This is a genomic window from Vibrio cortegadensis (genome assembly GCF_024347395.1).
Taxonomy (GTDB): Bacteria; Pseudomonadota; Gammaproteobacteria; order Enterobacterales; family Vibrionaceae; genus Vibrio; species Vibrio cortegadensis.
Genome location: NZ_AP025473.1, coordinates 1069076 through 1083463, shown reverse-complemented (window position 1 = coordinate 1083463; position 14388 = coordinate 1069076). Strand labels below are relative to the sequence as shown.

Genomic DNA, 14388 nt, shown 5'->3' with positions numbered 1-14388 from the left:
GCGTCTTCGATGAACATCAATAGCCATCATTCGTAGCTAAGTCATTCAAACGAGCAGCCGATTTAGATCGCCTCTCTAAAGAAGTCGAAGTGGTAACGGGGTTAATAGGTAAGAAAGCTTGGGTTCGAATTAATGAACACCCAAATCCTCAGACTTAAATCTTTCTCACATGGCCAGTGAAGACGTTCAAGAATTTGTTCGCTTAACTTTATAAGGCACTTATCTGAACCATCTACTAGAAAGCTGAATTGATTTTATCTTTTCAGCGTCAATTAAGCTTAGCTGCCATGAGCTGAGGGATATTTGATGTGGTTGCCAGCCATCAGTACAAAAAAGTCTTCGCCAGCTTAAAGCTATTAAAAGAAATGCTGCTCATGAGTGAGTCCAACAATAACTGTGTACAGATGCTCGGTTATCGAGATGATACAGACCAAGTTCAATGTATGGTGTTGAATGTTGTTGGCTTCCAAGAAGTAAATGAACTTGCTGATGAGAGATTCTTGGTTGGTGACTAATTTATGTCAGTTACAGACGTTGACCATAACGTAAAAATCCATAGACATATGAGACACACCAGCAAGCGATGGAGCATGCACGTAAGACCTTGTTCAGAATCTCGGTATGTGCCCAGAAAGCCCCTTAAAATCGATTAGCCTTAGTGCGTATTATGCGCCCTTATGGTAAATCAAGTTGCATACGCACTTTTTATAATATCTTTCTCATTTGAGAGAGTTATCAATGAAGTACCACGAAATGACTAAAAATTATATTTTTCGTGAATTGGTTTGTGGAATGAGTGTAGAAAAGACCGCTGAACTATGTTTTAAAAGTGTGAGGACGGTCAAGTTATGGGATGCAGGAAAACCGATACCGCCAGAGTGTAAACGTTTAATGAGGTTTTATTGCAATAGAGAACTAGGAATTGAACACGGGTGGGAAGGCTTTTTAATGGTTGGTGACAAGTTAGCGTTACCAACGGGTAGACCAGTTAGCCCTCAAGAGATATTGACAGGAATTGCTCTTATTGAGATAGGGTGCGTTACAGATTTGAATATGACATCAAAGCTGTTGAAGTACGCAAGGGTACTAAAAAAAATAATGGATTAACGGTGAATTATAATTCTACTCGTCAATAATATAGCCTCAAAAGAGGCTATATATAATTAATAAAGCACTAGTAATAGTTTTATATATCCGAAACAAACCACAATGCACTTAGACCAAAAAAATAAATTTGTGGGCCAATTAATAAAAGGTGAAACTGTAAAGTCATCATTTTCACTAACTGACAGTTCTTTATAACGATTAAAGACACCCCATGCAGCACTTGAATAAATATATTGAAGTAAATCAGTTCCTAAGCCCGTAACAAACAGGGAAAGAGGCAACATTAACTCTGATGGTATGGTTAGTGATCCTTGAGATTTTTGTACAAATATCCAAACAACAGCAATTCCAGCCATAGCTAACTGGCGTGTAACAGTGGAAAGTGAAGCAGTTGATATATAGTAATTATCTCTAGTATCTTCTAGCTTCATTGAGGTCTCCTTGGCCCACCGCTATTTGTACCTGTGCCTCGTCTTTCTTTTTGATTAGGGGTTGGTGGTATATCTTTCTTTTTGTTTGAGCTCATTATTTAACCTTTATAATTAAATTCGTTCTTTACTAATCAAGTTCCAGTAGTGAGCACCGAGAACTGTCAATCTGCAACCTTTAGAGTTTAAGGCTGCATAATACATATGCTCTTCACCATCGGGTATTACCAAGTTGACTTTGGCCAGTTTTTGCAACACAGCAAAAGTTTTTACGTTTTCCTCAATAGGATCAGGACTGGTCGGCTCGTAACTTGGATCTAAATTACGAATACTTCCAGCACTCTCAAATATCTCAGTAAGTTGTTTTAAATTATCTAATGAGATAGGTGGTTGAGCTTGTCGTAAAGAAGTAAAACGTTTTACATTCGTTTTAAAAATTGGCCGTTGATCCCACGGGCCAAGAGATTGATCAATGTGAGCATAAATACTGCCTGGAGTAATATCCCCCACTAAGTTAGCTGCACTGCCACTTAAAGCGTCGACAAACAACGCTGTAAAAACACCTTGGCCATTTTCTTCATCAGCGTACTGCGTTGAACTTGATGCTGTCAATATTGTTATACCTTCAACTAATGAAGACATATCTGATGACGCATCTACTGCACCTGCGACGCCAGAAAAGCAACTATCTAAAACTATAATTTTATTCTTAGCAGGTGATTTATTAGCAATTGTCAGTAGTTCAGATAGAGGGAATCCATCATCAAACTCAGAGCATTCGGAGGTGACTAAATATCCACCAGTACTTTCTATATGTCCATGACCTGCAAAGTAAAATAGTGCAATATCACTATCATTCTCAAATAATTCTATCACATTACTTTTCAAATCTTTGCGAAGTAGTTTAGATGTATCACCCGTAGAAGTGAGTAGTTTTGCTGAAAAGTTAATTGAGCCATTACCATGTCGTTCAAGTATTGTTTTTACAGCATAAGCATCATTTACACAGCCATGTAAATTAGTGCAATTCTCATAAAAATCAATACCAACAACAAGAGCCTTTTTCATTAACTGAGTTCCTTAATAGCAGAGACTATAGATGAACCTTGCCATTTTACGACTTTGTTGGCTGCATTTTTGACAATTGTTGATGTTTTTTCAGCGGCCCAAGGTTCAATTGCGATTATGGGCTTACCATATTTTTTAGCGATTTCAATTTCTATTTTAATCCACTTACTATAAGTAGAATAAACACCAGCTAATATTAGTACACAGCTTGTACCTTTAATTTTTGCATCAATAGCAGCTCTAAGTTTGCTATCAGTCCCACAAGAATGAATTGGATCATCCATAGGCACTGAATGATTATAATATGATAGCCCTTGGCCATCGATTAGTGATGTTACTTTCTTGTACGAATCTGAATAGGCCCATGAGTGGCTAATAAATAGACGATATGTGTTGCTCATTGAATTTCTCCTTGAATTAAAGGTATTCCATGTATATTTACACGGTAGAATTTTTACGAATGACATTATAAATTACCATTAACTAACTTTGATTTAATAAAATTAACTAATTAGAAAAGCATAGTGATTCAGGCCAAATGAAATAAGAACCAAAACGTTTACTATATTTTTGCTCACCACCTATAGACTTTCCTTGTTCCGTTAAACTGTACTTTCCATCTTTACTGCACGTAAGATACCCAATCGATGTACATCTATCTAAGAACTCGTTTGTTTTAAGTTTGAGTTTAATAGCTAGCTTTGAAGAGGTGAGTTTAGCTACTTGGTCTTGTTGGTTTTCATTATCATTGTCTTCAAAACGGTTTGACTCAACTTTTTCTAATGAAATACGGACTTCATCACTTATGCGAATAATTCTTTGAGCTTCATCATAAGTATCTCTGTAGATTTCAGAATCTTCATTGCGATCAACAAATATTCCCATTTCGTTATTGTTTACTTGACTGAACTCATAAAGATTCAAACTGGTAATGATGCAAGATTCTTCATTGATATAACATTTTGCGTGTAAATTTTTACAGAAACTTGTGCGAACGAAAGATAACTCCTTTAGCCAGTTTATCTCTTCAGGTTGAAGCTCACTTTTGCCATAAACAATCCTGATATCTATCTTCATACGATCTTTATCTTCAAGTAATTCTTTGATTCGATCGTTTAGCTTTAGAAAGGGACTTATCAAAATAAGCCTTTCTGAAGCATTTTTTATAAGCTCTTCGAGATAGTAGTTTGTTGCACTGGTATTTAAAAACTTAGCCATTAAACATCCCTTGAAAATGTTAATTCGTATATTTTTCGTCAACTTACTAGTTAACCATGTATCAGTACAGGTTATTGCATATCTAGATCAAATAGAATGGCTTATGAATCACGATTATTTAAAAAATCGGTGAAAACTGAAATTTCGGTGGATAGTACCCCCGTAATACATGACGGGGGTTGAAGAGCCGCACACATCGTCGTCGTTCGGCTCAGTCTTCGCTCCCTCCTTCTCTTTTGTGCGCTATACATCAATCTGCAAGGCGATAAGCTTCATTTGATCTTGTTTGATCGTCTTATTAAAAGCTGGTCTGGCAGGAAGGAGGCAGTTTATCGAGCGCGGTATGTCATTTTAAATGACATACCGCAGTGGACGCGATGAGGGGAGCTAGGCCAATCACACTATGACAGTGTATTTGGTGTGCAGTAGCTTTTGCTGCTTGTCGGTGCTGGGCGAGTGGCGAGTCTAGTCCCTGCGGGGCTAAGAGCGTAAACCATCTAAAGCATTTAAGTAAGTTGAAACCTTCCGTTCCAACTTAGCTAAATCACTTCTAAGCTTAATTGCCTGTTCGCGTTCTGCTTGGTACAAGGCGTGATACTTCAATGCAGTATAGCCACCCTCGATAAGACAGCCAGACATAGTGTTCTTTTGAGTGAGTTGTTTTAGTTCTTCAAACATTTCAGCGTGAGCGTCAGAATCTCGAATGGTAATTGCCATCATTACACCTTTTAGCCTGGGAGAAATTAGACCTTAATGATAGCATTCGTTCTAGCCTGGATAAACCTCGATGCTTTGAATTGATTGCAAAGCAGAGTGAGTACCGGCGCACTTTTCCTTTTAAATGCCATCATTACAATAATTTTATGTTTGCCTTTTTGGGCTTCTCTTTCTTAGCAATGGATTCTCTAGGGCTGCATGAAATGATCCTTTGTTTGCCTTTCCTCGTAAGCTGAATTAAACAATCATCAATCATTCTTGTCTGCACGTTATTGAACGCGAGAAACCTATCATTGACTGAATAAATCCCATCATCGGTTATGACATCGAACGTGAGAAATACATCCATTTTATTTCCACGTCTCCGAGTCGTGAACGACGTAAAATACGCTTTTTTTATGCCCTCGAAAGGAAGCACATCATAGTAAGTTACAACATCATGGATAGGCCGCCCATCGTTATCAGCCTGACCGCTAGACCTACCATGAGGTAGAACAGAAGAAACTTGATCACCTTTTTGACTAGTTTCATTAGGTTCAGTTTGAACGGGAGTCGTATATTGTGGCGAGTTCTGTTCCTGAACCGATTCAGAAGAACCAAAAGCCATACTGGATAATTCATAAGTTAAGTACCCCAAACACAGTATTAAAACAATAAAAATGGCGATCACTTTAGGAGAACGGAAAAGGGTATTCATTGCCCCCGCAGCTTTAGCAACGCCCGTTCCCGTTGATTTGTAGAGTAAGAACGAATCGAGCGGTATTTTTTGAGTCGTCGTATTTACATCTTTTGACTTTGGTATGACGGGCGTAGATACGGACTTGTCATGTTTCCAAATCAAAGGTTTTCTTTTTGTCCAAAAAAATTGGTCACGGCCTTTGTGAAAAAAGTTTTGTTCGCCACAGGCTTTTATTGCCGTATCAATTTGCTTCCAGTCTGGAGAGAGCAGTTCAATATCCCAGTTGTATTTCCGGTGACGCTGAAAGCCTTCGTTAAACGTATGAGGATAAATGATGCGCCCTTGTTCATCGTACTCAGCAATCCCTCTATCATCGGTTTCATTCTCTTGGAGTTGTTCCATATCCGCAGGAACGTAGCGAGAGTAAAAGAACGAAAGGTAAGATTCTGGAAGTAGGCCATCTTCACCTTTGTTTTTAGTAATGAAATCCTCGACGGGTTTATAAGTGACTTTCTTCATGTCAAAGCCGATATTCTTAGAGTAAATATCCTGACACTCATCGATGACTATCTGTGCTCCAATCGGACACCAACAGAAAAAGTGAGTCCACAAGTGAACGCCAGCTGCATCACGAGAGAAGACTCGGATCAGTTTTGAGGTAGTAGGGAAGGTAATGTTTAAGCGTTTTTCAATCACGCTCATCGGCTCCATACCCTCGATATTTGTCACGACAACCTTGCCCGCTTTCAAAGCAGAAAGAATAACGAAGTAGGCCGAGTAAGCGGATTTATAAGAGCCGTTTGCCCCCGTTCTAATTGTGATAGCCATTAACGGGTCATCCTCATCACAAAAGCCGTGGTGAAAAAGTTAGTGAAGATGGTTATCGCTTGAGGAATACCAAACAGATAAGCGTAGTAACGAATTTCAGGAGAAAGGCCATTAAAGACCGTTACGAGTAATTCATTAAAGCCAATCTCTTCTAACAGTATTTGTGCTGACCTGTAACTGATTTCAAGCCACCATATATACCCCGTGATTTTTGCTTTTAACATATAGAGCTGAATGTAAGATAGTAAGTTCTCGAACATGTAAGGAATTGCCGCAATGAAATCAATAACGGTTTGAAAACCATTACTTAAATAATTTAACGCTGTGTTTAACCATTCCATTAGTTTTTCCCCAACATACGAATACCACCAAGAACGGCAATAAGCATAATCACCGAATAGATTAATGATGCGTTATCAACAAGTGCAGGCAATACACCACTTTTCAGACTGGTTTCTTTGCCATTAAGCCAGAGATTTAAGGTGTGCTCTTTGTAAGTGCCATCATTGAGCATTGAAGTATCAAAGTTCATCAGCCTTTTAAATTCAGATATTTGAACATCAGCTTTAATATTTAACGCATCGATATCATCTTGAACATTTTGAAAGTCCTCAGAATTAACCAGATACTCAGCCGAAAAATCCAATAAGGGAGCAGGGTGAGCGCCAACAGAATCTAAACCAGTCCCTGCTAGAAGACTTTTGACCCCATCCATACCATCACTCAAATCACCAATTGACCCATTTAAACCTTCCAAACCAGAACCGATACCTTTACCAATCGCATCCCCTAATGAATCCCCAATACCATCATTGATTGCTTTACCAATAGACTGACCAAGAGCATCAGTATCGATAGTGGAAGAGCCTCCAGAAATGGTGGATAACCCTTCCTTAATATCAGTAAGTAAAGAGGTTTGAAGTTCAGACTCACCCAATGCCTTTTTACTCTCAGCACTCATAGCTTGAGATAAGGCTTCAATGGAATTGGTGATGGCCTGAGAGCCAGACTGGAATGCGTCTTCCAACCCCTCCAATAAACCAGTATTGTGAGCAGCGGAATTTTTAGCATCAATGGCCGCAAGGCGAGTTTCATTAAGTGGGGCAACCAATTTATCAACAGAAGTTTTAACAGCTTTAGCCGCGTTCTTAGCTCCATTGGCCGCTTTTTTAGCGTCATTGGCTTTTTTAGAAATAGATGAAAGATTATTATTAATGATATTGGATAATTTAAAATTTTCCTCACCATAAGACCGTGCTAATGCCACATCATTTTTCATCTTCCAAACGGAATTATCAATTTGCTGAACAGTACCTAAAGTCTGACCCGCCATAGATTCAGTATGAGAAGTATAATTACCAATGGCTTTCAATCTATCTAATACCTCAGCGTCAGGAGTACCAGTACCACCATTTAACATTTCATCTATTTTCTGTATTTGTTCTTTTAAAGCCTCATCACGCTCAAAAGAGTCAATCCCACGCTGATTACCATCCGTTCTTAACTTTTCAGTACGAGCAGCCACATTGCGCATCATGTTGCTATTACTTGCTTGTATAAGTGCAGGTAATTTTTTAACTAAACTTCGAATTTCATTTTTAAAATCAAAAACAGCTCGCTGAATTTTAGCGACATTCTCGTAATGTAATTCTGTCGTAGCATCAATTAATAATTTTTGGTGTACTCCATCTTATTCAAAGCTTTGTTTAAATTATCAACCGTCCTAAAAACATGTTCACAACTTTCAGCAGAGCATAAAACCTTAGCCTCTAACTCAACCTTATTTAACTCTAAAAGATACTCATATTTATCGGGGACACCATCACCATCAGTATCAAGAAACTCATCTTCCTCTTCGTCAGGAAAATTACCGCCAGCATAAACACCATCTTCTTTAGGGCAGGTTTGACCAACACTCACAAAAGAGCCTGAACACTTAGAATCACTAACGAAACACAAAGTAAGCAAATCAACATTGTAACGACAGCCAGAGTTACAGATATAAGGCGAATCCCCATACTCCTTAACCGACCATGATGTATTAGCCGTGGTTAAACCAGCCTCACAAATCAGAGATTCCTCAGCGAACGACGGCATAGAGATGAGAAAAGCCATCATTAAAAAGAGTGTGCATAAAAGATGATTAATCATAACTTTCATAAATACCGCCATAAAAAAAGCCCCCGTTAGGAGGCATTGATTCCCGTATATACGCCATATATAAAGGACATAGACATAACCACACCAAAAAGCATGGTTATGACTTGTGATACTAGGGCGACCATTAAGTACGCATCGCGCCCAAGATAGATTTAAGACCAAAGCCAATTGCACCCATAGCAATCAGACCCACAACAACTAAGCCGTAGTTAGTCTGTCCCGTAGACACAGCGCTATTAAGAGCCGTTGTTACAGCAGAAGGATCAGCAGCCGAAGCAGAAGCTGAAGCGATAGCACCAGAGACAACAGTACCTAAACCAATTAAACGTTTTTTCATAAGGATATTTCCTATTAAGTGTGTAGATAAAATGAGTTTTAGCCTTTGCCAAAACCTTTGAGTATTCGCCCTAGAACGTGTCCAGAAACGAATGAAAACAAAATCCACCCTGAGACAGTGGTATAAAGCTCAGAGTCGATAGTTAAAGCACTACCATCAACAAATGATTGATAGTTAGCTTGTTCGAGCAACACATAGGCACAACTTTCACCATCCACTGCATAGAGTGTGTTATCCGATGAGATACCAATGCATTGCATAATATTTACGCCTTGTTTGGAGCTTGTTTCATGGATTCCATGAAGTGTTTTTTAACTTCTGCATCAATCGGAATGATCTCAACAACGTGCGATTGCATTGGGTTATCAGGCATAGGCGCAGTGCGTAATTCATATTGCTGATAAGGAACGAAAGCGCGGTTGTTAATCACTTTCTCAGCGTAAACTTCTTCAATAGCCAAATGTTTAAAGCGGTTCTTTTCAAACTCTTCAATACTGTCAAAGTAACCCGCCGCTTTGATTTCCATGTTGTCGTTCGAAAAGTCTTTCAATGCGCGGCCAACGTAGATGGAAGCCGATGCATTGCCCGAGTTCTTGAAGATAGTGTGTTTAATGCCATGTACGAAAAAGGCAGTTGCTGTACTCATAGTGTGTTTCTCCGATTAAAAAGGGGCGTCGATTATGCCTAGATGCGCTTGAACCAATGATTTATGAACGTCTGGCATATCAATCGTTCTTGTCTTGTATTTGTCAGGCACTAAGTGACCAAACGCTTTTTCTAAGTCACCGTTATAAAAGTCGATAACTTCTGAAAGGGTTTTTCCGCATTGCTTTCTTGCCCACGCCACTTTCCCCATAATGTCCAAAATCGCTTTTTTCTTTATGGTGTCGTGACGTTTGGGTGGTGTCGGTTCGATAGAGGCCGCGAAGTCACAAAGACCCGCGAACGACGCTGATATGTCCGATAGAAAATCGACAGAGATTTTTTTAAGCTCCACTTCATTTCGATACCAAACCACATCAGGGTCAGTGATTTTTCTCTCAAACTTTTTGTTATAGATACGCCAGTAACGAGTGGAAGAACGGCTACCAATTAAAGTGGCTTCCTCATCCAGTGAACCACCATCGTTATATTTAACGTGAGGTGTCATTGAACCTTGGCGACGAGCGTCAGGCGAAGACTTAAAAGCTTTTTCATACCAACAGCGTTCAGCGTATTTAGCGTCGAAATTTCCTGTGAAATCATCCACAGCCAAATCGAGGCGGGATAGGGAAGGCACTACAAAAATCTCAGTCAGCAACCAATGAACACGAGCTGGCGTAGTCTTATTAAAAAGGTATTGGCAACCAGTACCATTAATTTGAATGTATATTGTGTCGTTGTTACCACCGATACCGACGAACCCGAGTTCATGCGTTCTAGTGATGTCAAAGATAGTCATTGAATCCTCGTAACCATGAAGACCACGACCACGCATAGGAGAAAGGAACATTCCAAACTCTTTTTGCATGAAGAGTTCAAAGCACACATTCATTCGAAAATAGAATTCTTGCTGATAGCGTTTTACGTATTCGTTTTGTTGGTCAGCCGTTAAACCTTTCGGTTGATGGAAGACAGGCATCATGTAAGGGACATAATCTTTATCTAGAGCACCATCCAAATAAGAAAGTGAACGTATCGGCATCGACCATGCTAAGTGGTCAATAAAAACAGGTGTCACAGTGTCACTTAATGCTTTGTGATCAACTTTGAATTGATGCTTATCGCGTGGCTTGTAAGGCTTAACCGCTCGAATGGATTTATCGAATTTATCAGCAGACATGAGCAAACACTCCAATTCGACAAAGTGAACGATAGTTATCGTCGGTGATTTCAATCAGTTCATAGCTGTTTGGAGCTTGAGACAGTTCAACGTGAGCGCGGAAGTCAGACATACACGCAAAGAAATGATGCCCCCATGAGAAATAGGCATTCACACCAACGTTAGGTTCGTTGTCGTAGTAAATTTCACCGTTCGCATAAGGGCTAGTCATGGTTATTGCTCCACAGCTTCAAGGAGAAAACGCTTATCAAACTCTTCGAGAAAAGTTTCAATATCTTCCTTTTCAGAAAATGTAACTTCACCATCAATGAGAGCTTCATCAATCAACGGACGAGCAGAAGGACTTTCAAGGTAAATGATTTTTAATTCTGAATATTCAGAAGCGGAGATTTCCGCATTAGGTAAAACGAAAGCAATAAAAACAAAGAGTACAACAGCACCAAAAATACCTAAAAAACCCATTTCATCCATAACAACCACCTTGAACAGTTGAGTGAATGACTATCTAAGCCAAGCTGAAAGCTTCAAGGGCGAAAAGCCCAGACCTAGATAATCAAATAGCAAATACCGATTGATGGGGATTCTAGTTGCCATTGATGGGGATTGTAAATAGCGAAAAATGGGGATTAAACAGCTACAATTAAGAAAAAAGAGGATTTGAAATGTATGCCAATCAGCTAATAGATGCCTATAAAAAGGCGCAAAACTACGTACAAGACAAACAAATTGCCCACGACTTGCACTTGTCACCGCAGAAGATGAGTAAAATTAGAAAAGGCGTTCGTCAACTTACTGATGAAGAAGCAATTTTTCTGGCAGAGAATTCAGGAATAGATCCAGAATTGGCATTGTTAGGATGTCACGCAGACCGCAATGAAAACCCAGCGATTAAGGGTATGTGGGAAAGCATAGCAAAAAAGTATAACGGTCTTGGATTGTCTGGAATTTCAATGGCTTGTGGGACATTGGTACTAAGTTTAGCAGCGTTTGAGGCCGAATCTTCTCCGCTATCTCGGTGCGTATTATATTTGTTATGTTAAATAGAATATTTAGCTAGCTAAACTAACTTCCTTCTACACCTATTTGAGTTATCACAACTCACCTTTCCATCTGGTGTTATGAACGGTTTCTTATTTAACAATAATGCTATTTACCATAAAATACCTAATAACTATATATCTTAATCTTCGATTTTGAATATAGCTATTAGGTTTCAACCATTAGCCACCGGCCAATTTGACTGTATGGCCTTTTTTCTCAAGGTGCGCTTTGATTTTGTCACGTGCGTCGCCTTGAATCTCAATCGTACCGTCTTTCACAGAACCGCCACAGCCACATACTTTCTTTAATTCTGCAGCTAAAATCTTTAACGGCGCATCGTCCAGATCCAAGCCTGAAATAATACAAACACCTTTGCCTTTACGACCTTTGGTTTGACGTTGTATACGTACAATGCCATCACCTTTAGGGCGCTCAGCTTTTGTTTCTTCCTGTTTGATACGACCAATATCAGTTGAATATACTAAACTCATGATTTTCTTTTATTTCCGTTGACCTGTTGTTTGTTGCTGTTGAGCTTTCTGCTTTGCAATCAGATAAGCTTCAATATGTTTTTGAATTGCGATTTTCGAGCCTTTGATTAGACGGTTATTGAACATACAGTACCAAGCATTCGCCTCGCCTGAATCGTTCTTCAGCAGATAACCATTGAAGTTTTCACTTTGACCTGGAGCAACAGCCTCTGAATGATTTTGCCCTATTGAAGCAAATTCCTTTGGGTCAATAATTGAAGCGGTGTCACACCACCAATCAACACTCTTTTTAACCGCCACTAAGCTGCCCGTTAGAACGTGGTTTTTAATCTTAACTTGCCACACGTTACTAGAGTTATTTGCAGACTGTATGTTGAAGCCTTTGTAATTTGTAATAGCCATTAAATTCAATCTTTTATAGTCATTATTAAAATAATAATAATTGCTAATTATGAGTTATCAAGTAATTAGTATAATTATATTCAATATTTGTCATGACGATCGATTTTATGTTACAGGGTAACTGGTAGTGGCAATTTGATGATAACACACTGTGCTTTGCACTTATTAGAGCGATTTCAAACAATGCATTTTACTTAAGCTATTCATGCTCGCCTCTTCTTGAAGCGAACATATTCTACGGCAGATTTAGTTGGCTAAACTGTTTCTAACGCATGATTCTAGGAAACTTTTAAATGTGTGCCCATTATGTTCAACCATCTTTGGGAACATTGATATCGGCGTCATTCCAGGAAATGTATTGACTTCATTTAGATAGATTTCATTATCTGAGGTTAAGAAAAAATCAATCCGTGACAAATGGCGCAATTTCATCTGTGTAAATACGCGTAGAGCACTTTGTTGAATCTCAGCTATTTGAGACTCTGATAAATTCGATGCTTCGATTTCAGTAACGGAGTGGCTATCTGAACTGTATTTTTCTTCGTAGGTATAGAACTCGCCATTTGGAGCGATAACTTCACCGGGCTTAGAAATATAAATTTTTCCATCCATCTCATAGGCGGCAACTTCAAGTTCACGTGGTGTGACAGACATTTCAATCAACACCTGCTCTGAATAATTAAATGCATTGCTGATTGCAGGAAGCAATTCGTCAATTTTAGTCACACTGTAACAACCAACAGATGATCCCTGTCTTGCTGCTTTTACAAAAACTTTGCCCCACTTTTCGAAAGCTAAAGTGGCTTTACGAAGGCTCTCATCATTATTTGCTGATAAGAAAAGATATGGCGTGTTTTTGATGCCTAATGCATCATACCAAAGCTTTGAGGTGATTTTATTAAAGCTATTGCTGCTTGCTTCAGGTCCGCAACCTAAGTATGGGATCCCAGACAATTCAAACATCGACTGGATGTCACCCGTTTCACCAGGGAAACCGTGGATACAAGGTACAATGAAATCTATTTTAGTCTTTGTACTTTCTGAGCATAATTCGCCAGTATGTAAATCTAAATGAACTCTGTCGCCACTCTTCTCTATCCAGCCGTCATCTGTTATTTCAACATGGGTAACATTGAAATCAGAAACGCTTTCTAACTCTTGTTGTAGATAGTTAGCTGAAACGAGTGAGACTTCATGCTCAGAAGAGCCTCCGCCACACAATAAAAGGATGTTTGTACTAGTCATGTAAATCTGTCCGAGATGTCACGTTATTCTATTGAGTCCATAATAATACTTAGCTCTTAAATTTACAGTGTTTTGTCCACAAATCACTGCAAGAGAAATCGTTTGGTTAACGACTAAGCATATTAGTTCTATTTGCATGGGATATTAAAAAAGGACCTGCCGGCCCTTTTTATGTGTCTCTGTTAATTCAACTTGTTTAGAGTTGGGAACTCAGAGTTTTTGATTGCGTCGATACTCTTAACGAAAGGCTTAAGCTGTTTGAATTCAGTTGGCAGCGACTGGATTGCTGTTTTAGCATCAAGTTTTGTCGCGTAGTCACCGTATAGTACGGTGTACCATTTTGTTCCATTAACAACTTTATAGTTTTCCCAAATTGGCTGATTACTTCTAGGCAACTTACTTGAAAACTGGTCCACTTTTGACTGACTTCCAACTGCAACCACTTGAATGGTATAACCAAACCTTGGATTCATCATTGCCTGCTTTTTCGTCGGAGGTGTGATGATCACAGACGCTTGCTGCTTAACTGGAGTTTGCTGAACAACGTTCATCTCGGCATTAGATGCTGGAGACATTTTGACCACGTTTTTATCCACATTTTCTTCAGTAACACTCATCGCAGGAACACCTTGAGATACCACAGGAGGCATCACTTCAGCAGTTTTATACTCTTCGCGGTAACTGTCTGAAGTTACGTCTGTTACATAGTTTTCAGAAACACATGCAGCTAAGAGCATTGATAAGCTAACAATCGCAATTTTTTTCATGGAATAATCTAAGCCTTAATGAGAAATTACTATAAATCATGCCGATAGCGGCCCATAGAATCAAGTTCACAGTGACAT

22 protein-coding genes are annotated in these 14388 nt (G+C 39.1%); 3 read left to right on the top strand and 19 right to left on the bottom strand.

Features of this window, described 5'->3' with window-relative positions; all coding sequences use genetic code 11:
- The first annotated feature begins 374 nt into the window (after positions 1–374).
- The gene (locus tag OCV39_RS19075) at positions 375–515 is read left to right on the top strand and encodes a hypothetical protein (RefSeq protein WP_261889714.1); all 141 of its coding nucleotides are present in this window, start codon (positions 375–377) and stop codon (positions 513–515) included.
- A gap of 223 nt (positions 516–738) precedes the next feature.
- Positions 739–1107, top strand: a complete 369-nt coding sequence (locus tag OCV39_RS19070) for a regulator (RefSeq protein ID WP_261889713.1) — start codon at positions 739–741, stop codon at positions 1105–1107.
- Positions 1108–1163: 56 nt separating this feature from the next.
- On the opposite strand, the gene OCV39_RS19065 is transcribed toward OCV39_RS19070, so the two are convergent.
- The 15 genes from OCV39_RS19065 to OCV39_RS18995 all read right to left on the bottom strand — a co-directional run bounded on the left by OCV39_RS19065 (position 1164) and on the right by OCV39_RS18995 (position 10835).
- The gene (locus tag OCV39_RS19065) at positions 1164–1538 is read right to left on the bottom strand and encodes a hypothetical protein (RefSeq protein ID WP_261889712.1); all 375 of its coding nucleotides are present in this window, start codon (positions 1536–1538) and stop codon (positions 1164–1166) included.
- A gap of 111 nt (positions 1539–1649) precedes the next feature.
- Entirely contained in the window at positions 1650–2603 is a 954-nt protein-coding gene (locus OCV39_RS19060; protein ID WP_261889711.1) for a caspase family protein, read from the bottom strand.
- A complete protein-coding gene (locus tag OCV39_RS19055; protein ID WP_261889710.1) occupies positions 2603–3004 on the bottom strand; it encodes a TIR domain-containing protein in 402 nt (133 codons plus the stop codon). Before OCV39_RS19055 ends, OCV39_RS19060 begins: the two co-directional genes overlap by 1 nt.
- A 106-nt stretch (positions 3005–3110) precedes the next feature.
- Positions 3111–3821, bottom strand: coding sequence for a phospholipase D family protein (locus OCV39_RS19050; RefSeq protein ID WP_261889709.1), 711 nt, complete (start codon positions 3819–3821; stop codon positions 3111–3113).
- A 480-nt stretch (positions 3822–4301) separates the two neighbouring features.
- On the bottom strand, positions 4302–4541 hold the full coding sequence (locus tag OCV39_RS19045) for a hypothetical protein (protein WP_261889708.1): 240 nt from the start codon (positions 4539–4541) through the stop codon (positions 4302–4304).
- 130 nt (positions 4542–4671) lie between these two features.
- Complete coding sequence (locus tag OCV39_RS19040; RefSeq protein WP_261889707.1) at positions 4672–6045, bottom strand: zonular occludens toxin domain-containing protein; 1374 nt, start codon at positions 6043–6045, stop codon at positions 4672–4674.
- Complete coding sequence (locus tag OCV39_RS19035; protein WP_017051507.1) at positions 6045–6386, bottom strand: DUF2523 family protein; 342 nt, start codon at positions 6384–6386, stop codon at positions 6045–6047. Before OCV39_RS19035 ends, OCV39_RS19040 begins: the two co-directional genes overlap by 1 nt.
- Positions 6386–7582 (bottom strand): hypothetical protein, encoded by a 1197-nt coding sequence (locus tag OCV39_RS19030; protein WP_261889706.1) that lies wholly within the window; start codon positions 7580–7582, stop codon positions 6386–6388. Before OCV39_RS19030 ends, OCV39_RS19035 begins: the two co-directional genes overlap by 1 nt.
- A 128-nt stretch (positions 7583–7710) precedes the next feature.
- The gene (locus OCV39_RS19025) at positions 7711–8205 is read right to left on the bottom strand and encodes a hypothetical protein (RefSeq protein WP_261889705.1); all 495 of its coding nucleotides are present in this window, start codon (positions 8203–8205) and stop codon (positions 7711–7713) included.
- A 124-nt stretch (positions 8206–8329) separates the two neighbouring features.
- Complete coding sequence (locus OCV39_RS19020) at positions 8330–8542, bottom strand: hypothetical protein (protein ID WP_017051509.1); 213 nt, start codon at positions 8540–8542, stop codon at positions 8330–8332.
- 38 nt (positions 8543–8580) lie between these two features.
- On the bottom strand, positions 8581–8802 hold the full coding sequence (locus OCV39_RS19015; RefSeq protein ID WP_261889704.1) for a hypothetical protein: 222 nt from the start codon (positions 8800–8802) through the stop codon (positions 8581–8583).
- Positions 8803–8807: 5 nt separating this feature from the next.
- Positions 8808–9188, bottom strand: a complete 381-nt coding sequence (locus OCV39_RS19010) for a DUF1293 family protein (RefSeq protein WP_261889703.1) — start codon at positions 9186–9188, stop codon at positions 8808–8810.
- Positions 9189–9203: 15 nt separating this feature from the next.
- Positions 9204–10364 carry a replication initiation factor domain-containing protein gene (locus OCV39_RS19005; protein ID WP_261889702.1) on the bottom strand — a complete coding sequence of 387 codons (1161 nt, stop codon included), beginning with the start codon at positions 10362–10364 and terminating at the stop codon, positions 9204–9206.
- Entirely contained in the window at positions 10354–10575 is a 222-nt protein-coding gene (locus tag OCV39_RS19000; RefSeq protein WP_017051513.1) for a hypothetical protein, read from the bottom strand. The genes OCV39_RS19005 and OCV39_RS19000 overlap by 11 nt, the downstream gene beginning before the upstream one ends.
- Positions 10576–10577: 2 nt before the next feature.
- Positions 10578–10835 (bottom strand): hypothetical protein, encoded by a 258-nt coding sequence (locus OCV39_RS18995; RefSeq protein WP_261889701.1) that lies wholly within the window; start codon positions 10833–10835, stop codon positions 10578–10580.
- Positions 10836–11026: 191 nt separating this feature from the next.
- Here OCV39_RS18995 and OCV39_RS18990 point away from each other — a divergent pair, with 191 nt between their 5' ends.
- On the top strand, positions 11027–11404 hold the full coding sequence (locus OCV39_RS18990; RefSeq protein ID WP_261889700.1) for a DUF3693 domain-containing protein: 378 nt from the start codon (positions 11027–11029) through the stop codon (positions 11402–11404).
- Between the two features lie 180 nt (positions 11405–11584).
- Here OCV39_RS18990 and yciH read toward each other — a convergent pair whose 3' ends face one another.
- The 4 genes from yciH to OCV39_RS18970 form a co-directional block, all read right to left on the bottom strand.
- On the bottom strand, positions 11585–11896 hold the full coding sequence (yciH, locus tag OCV39_RS18985; protein WP_171756318.1) for a stress response translation initiation inhibitor YciH: 312 nt from the start codon (positions 11894–11896) through the stop codon (positions 11585–11587).
- A gap of 9 nt (positions 11897–11905) precedes the next feature.
- Entirely contained in the window at positions 11906–12298 is a 393-nt protein-coding gene (locus OCV39_RS18980; protein WP_017053224.1) for a DUF3319 domain-containing protein, read from the bottom strand.
- A gap of 246 nt (positions 12299–12544) precedes the next feature.
- Complete coding sequence (locus OCV39_RS18975; RefSeq protein WP_171756319.1) at positions 12545–13543, bottom strand: D-alanine--D-alanine ligase; 999 nt, start codon at positions 13541–13543, stop codon at positions 12545–12547.
- A 182-nt stretch (positions 13544–13725) separates the two neighbouring features.
- Complete coding sequence (locus tag OCV39_RS18970; protein WP_017053222.1) at positions 13726–14310, bottom strand: SPOR domain-containing protein; 585 nt, start codon at positions 14308–14310, stop codon at positions 13726–13728.
- Between the last annotated feature and the right edge of the window lie 78 nt (positions 14311–14388).

What these genes read in the sequence shown, in the direction of transcription:
- OCV39_RS19020 (WP_017051509.1), bottom strand. Translation starts at nt 8,542, where the DNA reads ATGAAAAAACGTTTAATTGGTTTAGGTACTGTTGTCTCTGGTGCTATC.
- OCV39_RS19035 (WP_017051507.1), bottom strand. Translation starts at nt 6,386, where the DNA reads ATGGAATGGTTAAACACAGCGTTAAATTATTTAAGTAATGGTTTTCAA.
- OCV39_RS19050 (WP_261889709.1), bottom strand. Translation starts at nt 3,821, where the DNA reads ATGGCTAAGTTTTTAAATACCAGTGCAACAAACTACTATCTCGAAGAG.
- OCV39_RS19075 (WP_261889714.1), top strand. Translation starts at nt 375, where the DNA reads ATGAGTGAGTCCAACAATAACTGTGTACAGATGCTCGGTTATCGAGAT.
- OCV39_RS19060 (WP_261889711.1), bottom strand. Translation starts at nt 2,603, where the DNA reads ATGAAAAAGGCTCTTGTTGTTGGTATTGATTTTTATGAGAATTGCACT.
- OCV39_RS18970 (WP_017053222.1), bottom strand. Translation starts at nt 14,310, where the DNA reads ATGAAAAAAATTGCGATTGTTAGCTTATCAATGCTCTTAGCTGCATGT.
- OCV39_RS18980 (WP_017053224.1), bottom strand. Translation starts at nt 12,298, where the DNA reads ATGGCTATTACAAATTACAAAGGCTTCAACATACAGTCTGCAAATAAC.
- OCV39_RS19000 (WP_017051513.1), bottom strand. Translation starts at nt 10,575, where the DNA reads ATGACTAGCCCTTATGCGAACGGTGAAATTTACTACGACAACGAACCT.
- OCV39_RS18990 (WP_261889700.1), top strand. Translation starts at nt 11,027, where the DNA reads ATGTATGCCAATCAGCTAATAGATGCCTATAAAAAGGCGCAAAACTAC.
- OCV39_RS19045 (WP_261889708.1), bottom strand. Translation starts at nt 4,541, where the DNA reads ATGATGGCAATTACCATTCGAGATTCTGACGCTCACGCTGAAATGTTT.
- OCV39_RS19040 (WP_261889707.1), bottom strand. Translation starts at nt 6,045, where the DNA reads ATGGCTATCACAATTAGAACGGGGGCAAACGGCTCTTATAAATCCGCT.
- OCV39_RS19070 (WP_261889713.1), top strand. Translation starts at nt 739, where the DNA reads ATGAAGTACCACGAAATGACTAAAAATTATATTTTTCGTGAATTGGTT.
- OCV39_RS18975 (WP_171756319.1), bottom strand. Translation starts at nt 13,543, where the DNA reads ATGACTAGTACAAACATCCTTTTATTGTGTGGCGGAGGCTCTTCTGAG.
- OCV39_RS19065 (WP_261889712.1), bottom strand. Translation starts at nt 1,538, where the DNA reads ATGAAGCTAGAAGATACTAGAGATAATTACTATATATCAACTGCTTCA.
- OCV39_RS19015 (WP_261889704.1), bottom strand. Translation starts at nt 8,802, where the DNA reads ATGCAATGCATTGGTATCTCATCGGATAACACACTCTATGCAGTGGAT.
- yciH (WP_171756318.1), bottom strand. Translation starts at nt 11,896, where the DNA reads ATGAGTTTAGTATATTCAACTGATATTGGTCGTATCAAACAGGAAGAA.
- OCV39_RS19030 (WP_261889706.1), bottom strand. Translation starts at nt 7,582, where the DNA reads ATGATGCGCAATGTGGCTGCTCGTACTGAAAAGTTAAGAACGGATGGT.
- OCV39_RS19025 (WP_261889705.1), bottom strand. Translation starts at nt 8,205, where the DNA reads ATGAAAGTTATGATTAATCATCTTTTATGCACACTCTTTTTAATGATG.
- OCV39_RS19010 (WP_261889703.1), bottom strand. Translation starts at nt 9,188, where the DNA reads ATGAGTACAGCAACTGCCTTTTTCGTACATGGCATTAAACACACTATC.
- OCV39_RS19055 (WP_261889710.1), bottom strand. Translation starts at nt 3,004, where the DNA reads ATGAGCAACACATATCGTCTATTTATTAGCCACTCATGGGCCTATTCA.
- OCV39_RS18995 (WP_261889701.1), bottom strand. Translation starts at nt 10,835, where the DNA reads ATGGATGAAATGGGTTTTTTAGGTATTTTTGGTGCTGTTGTACTCTTT.
- OCV39_RS19005 (WP_261889702.1), bottom strand. Translation starts at nt 10,364, where the DNA reads ATGTCTGCTGATAAATTCGATAAATCCATTCGAGCGGTTAAGCCTTAC.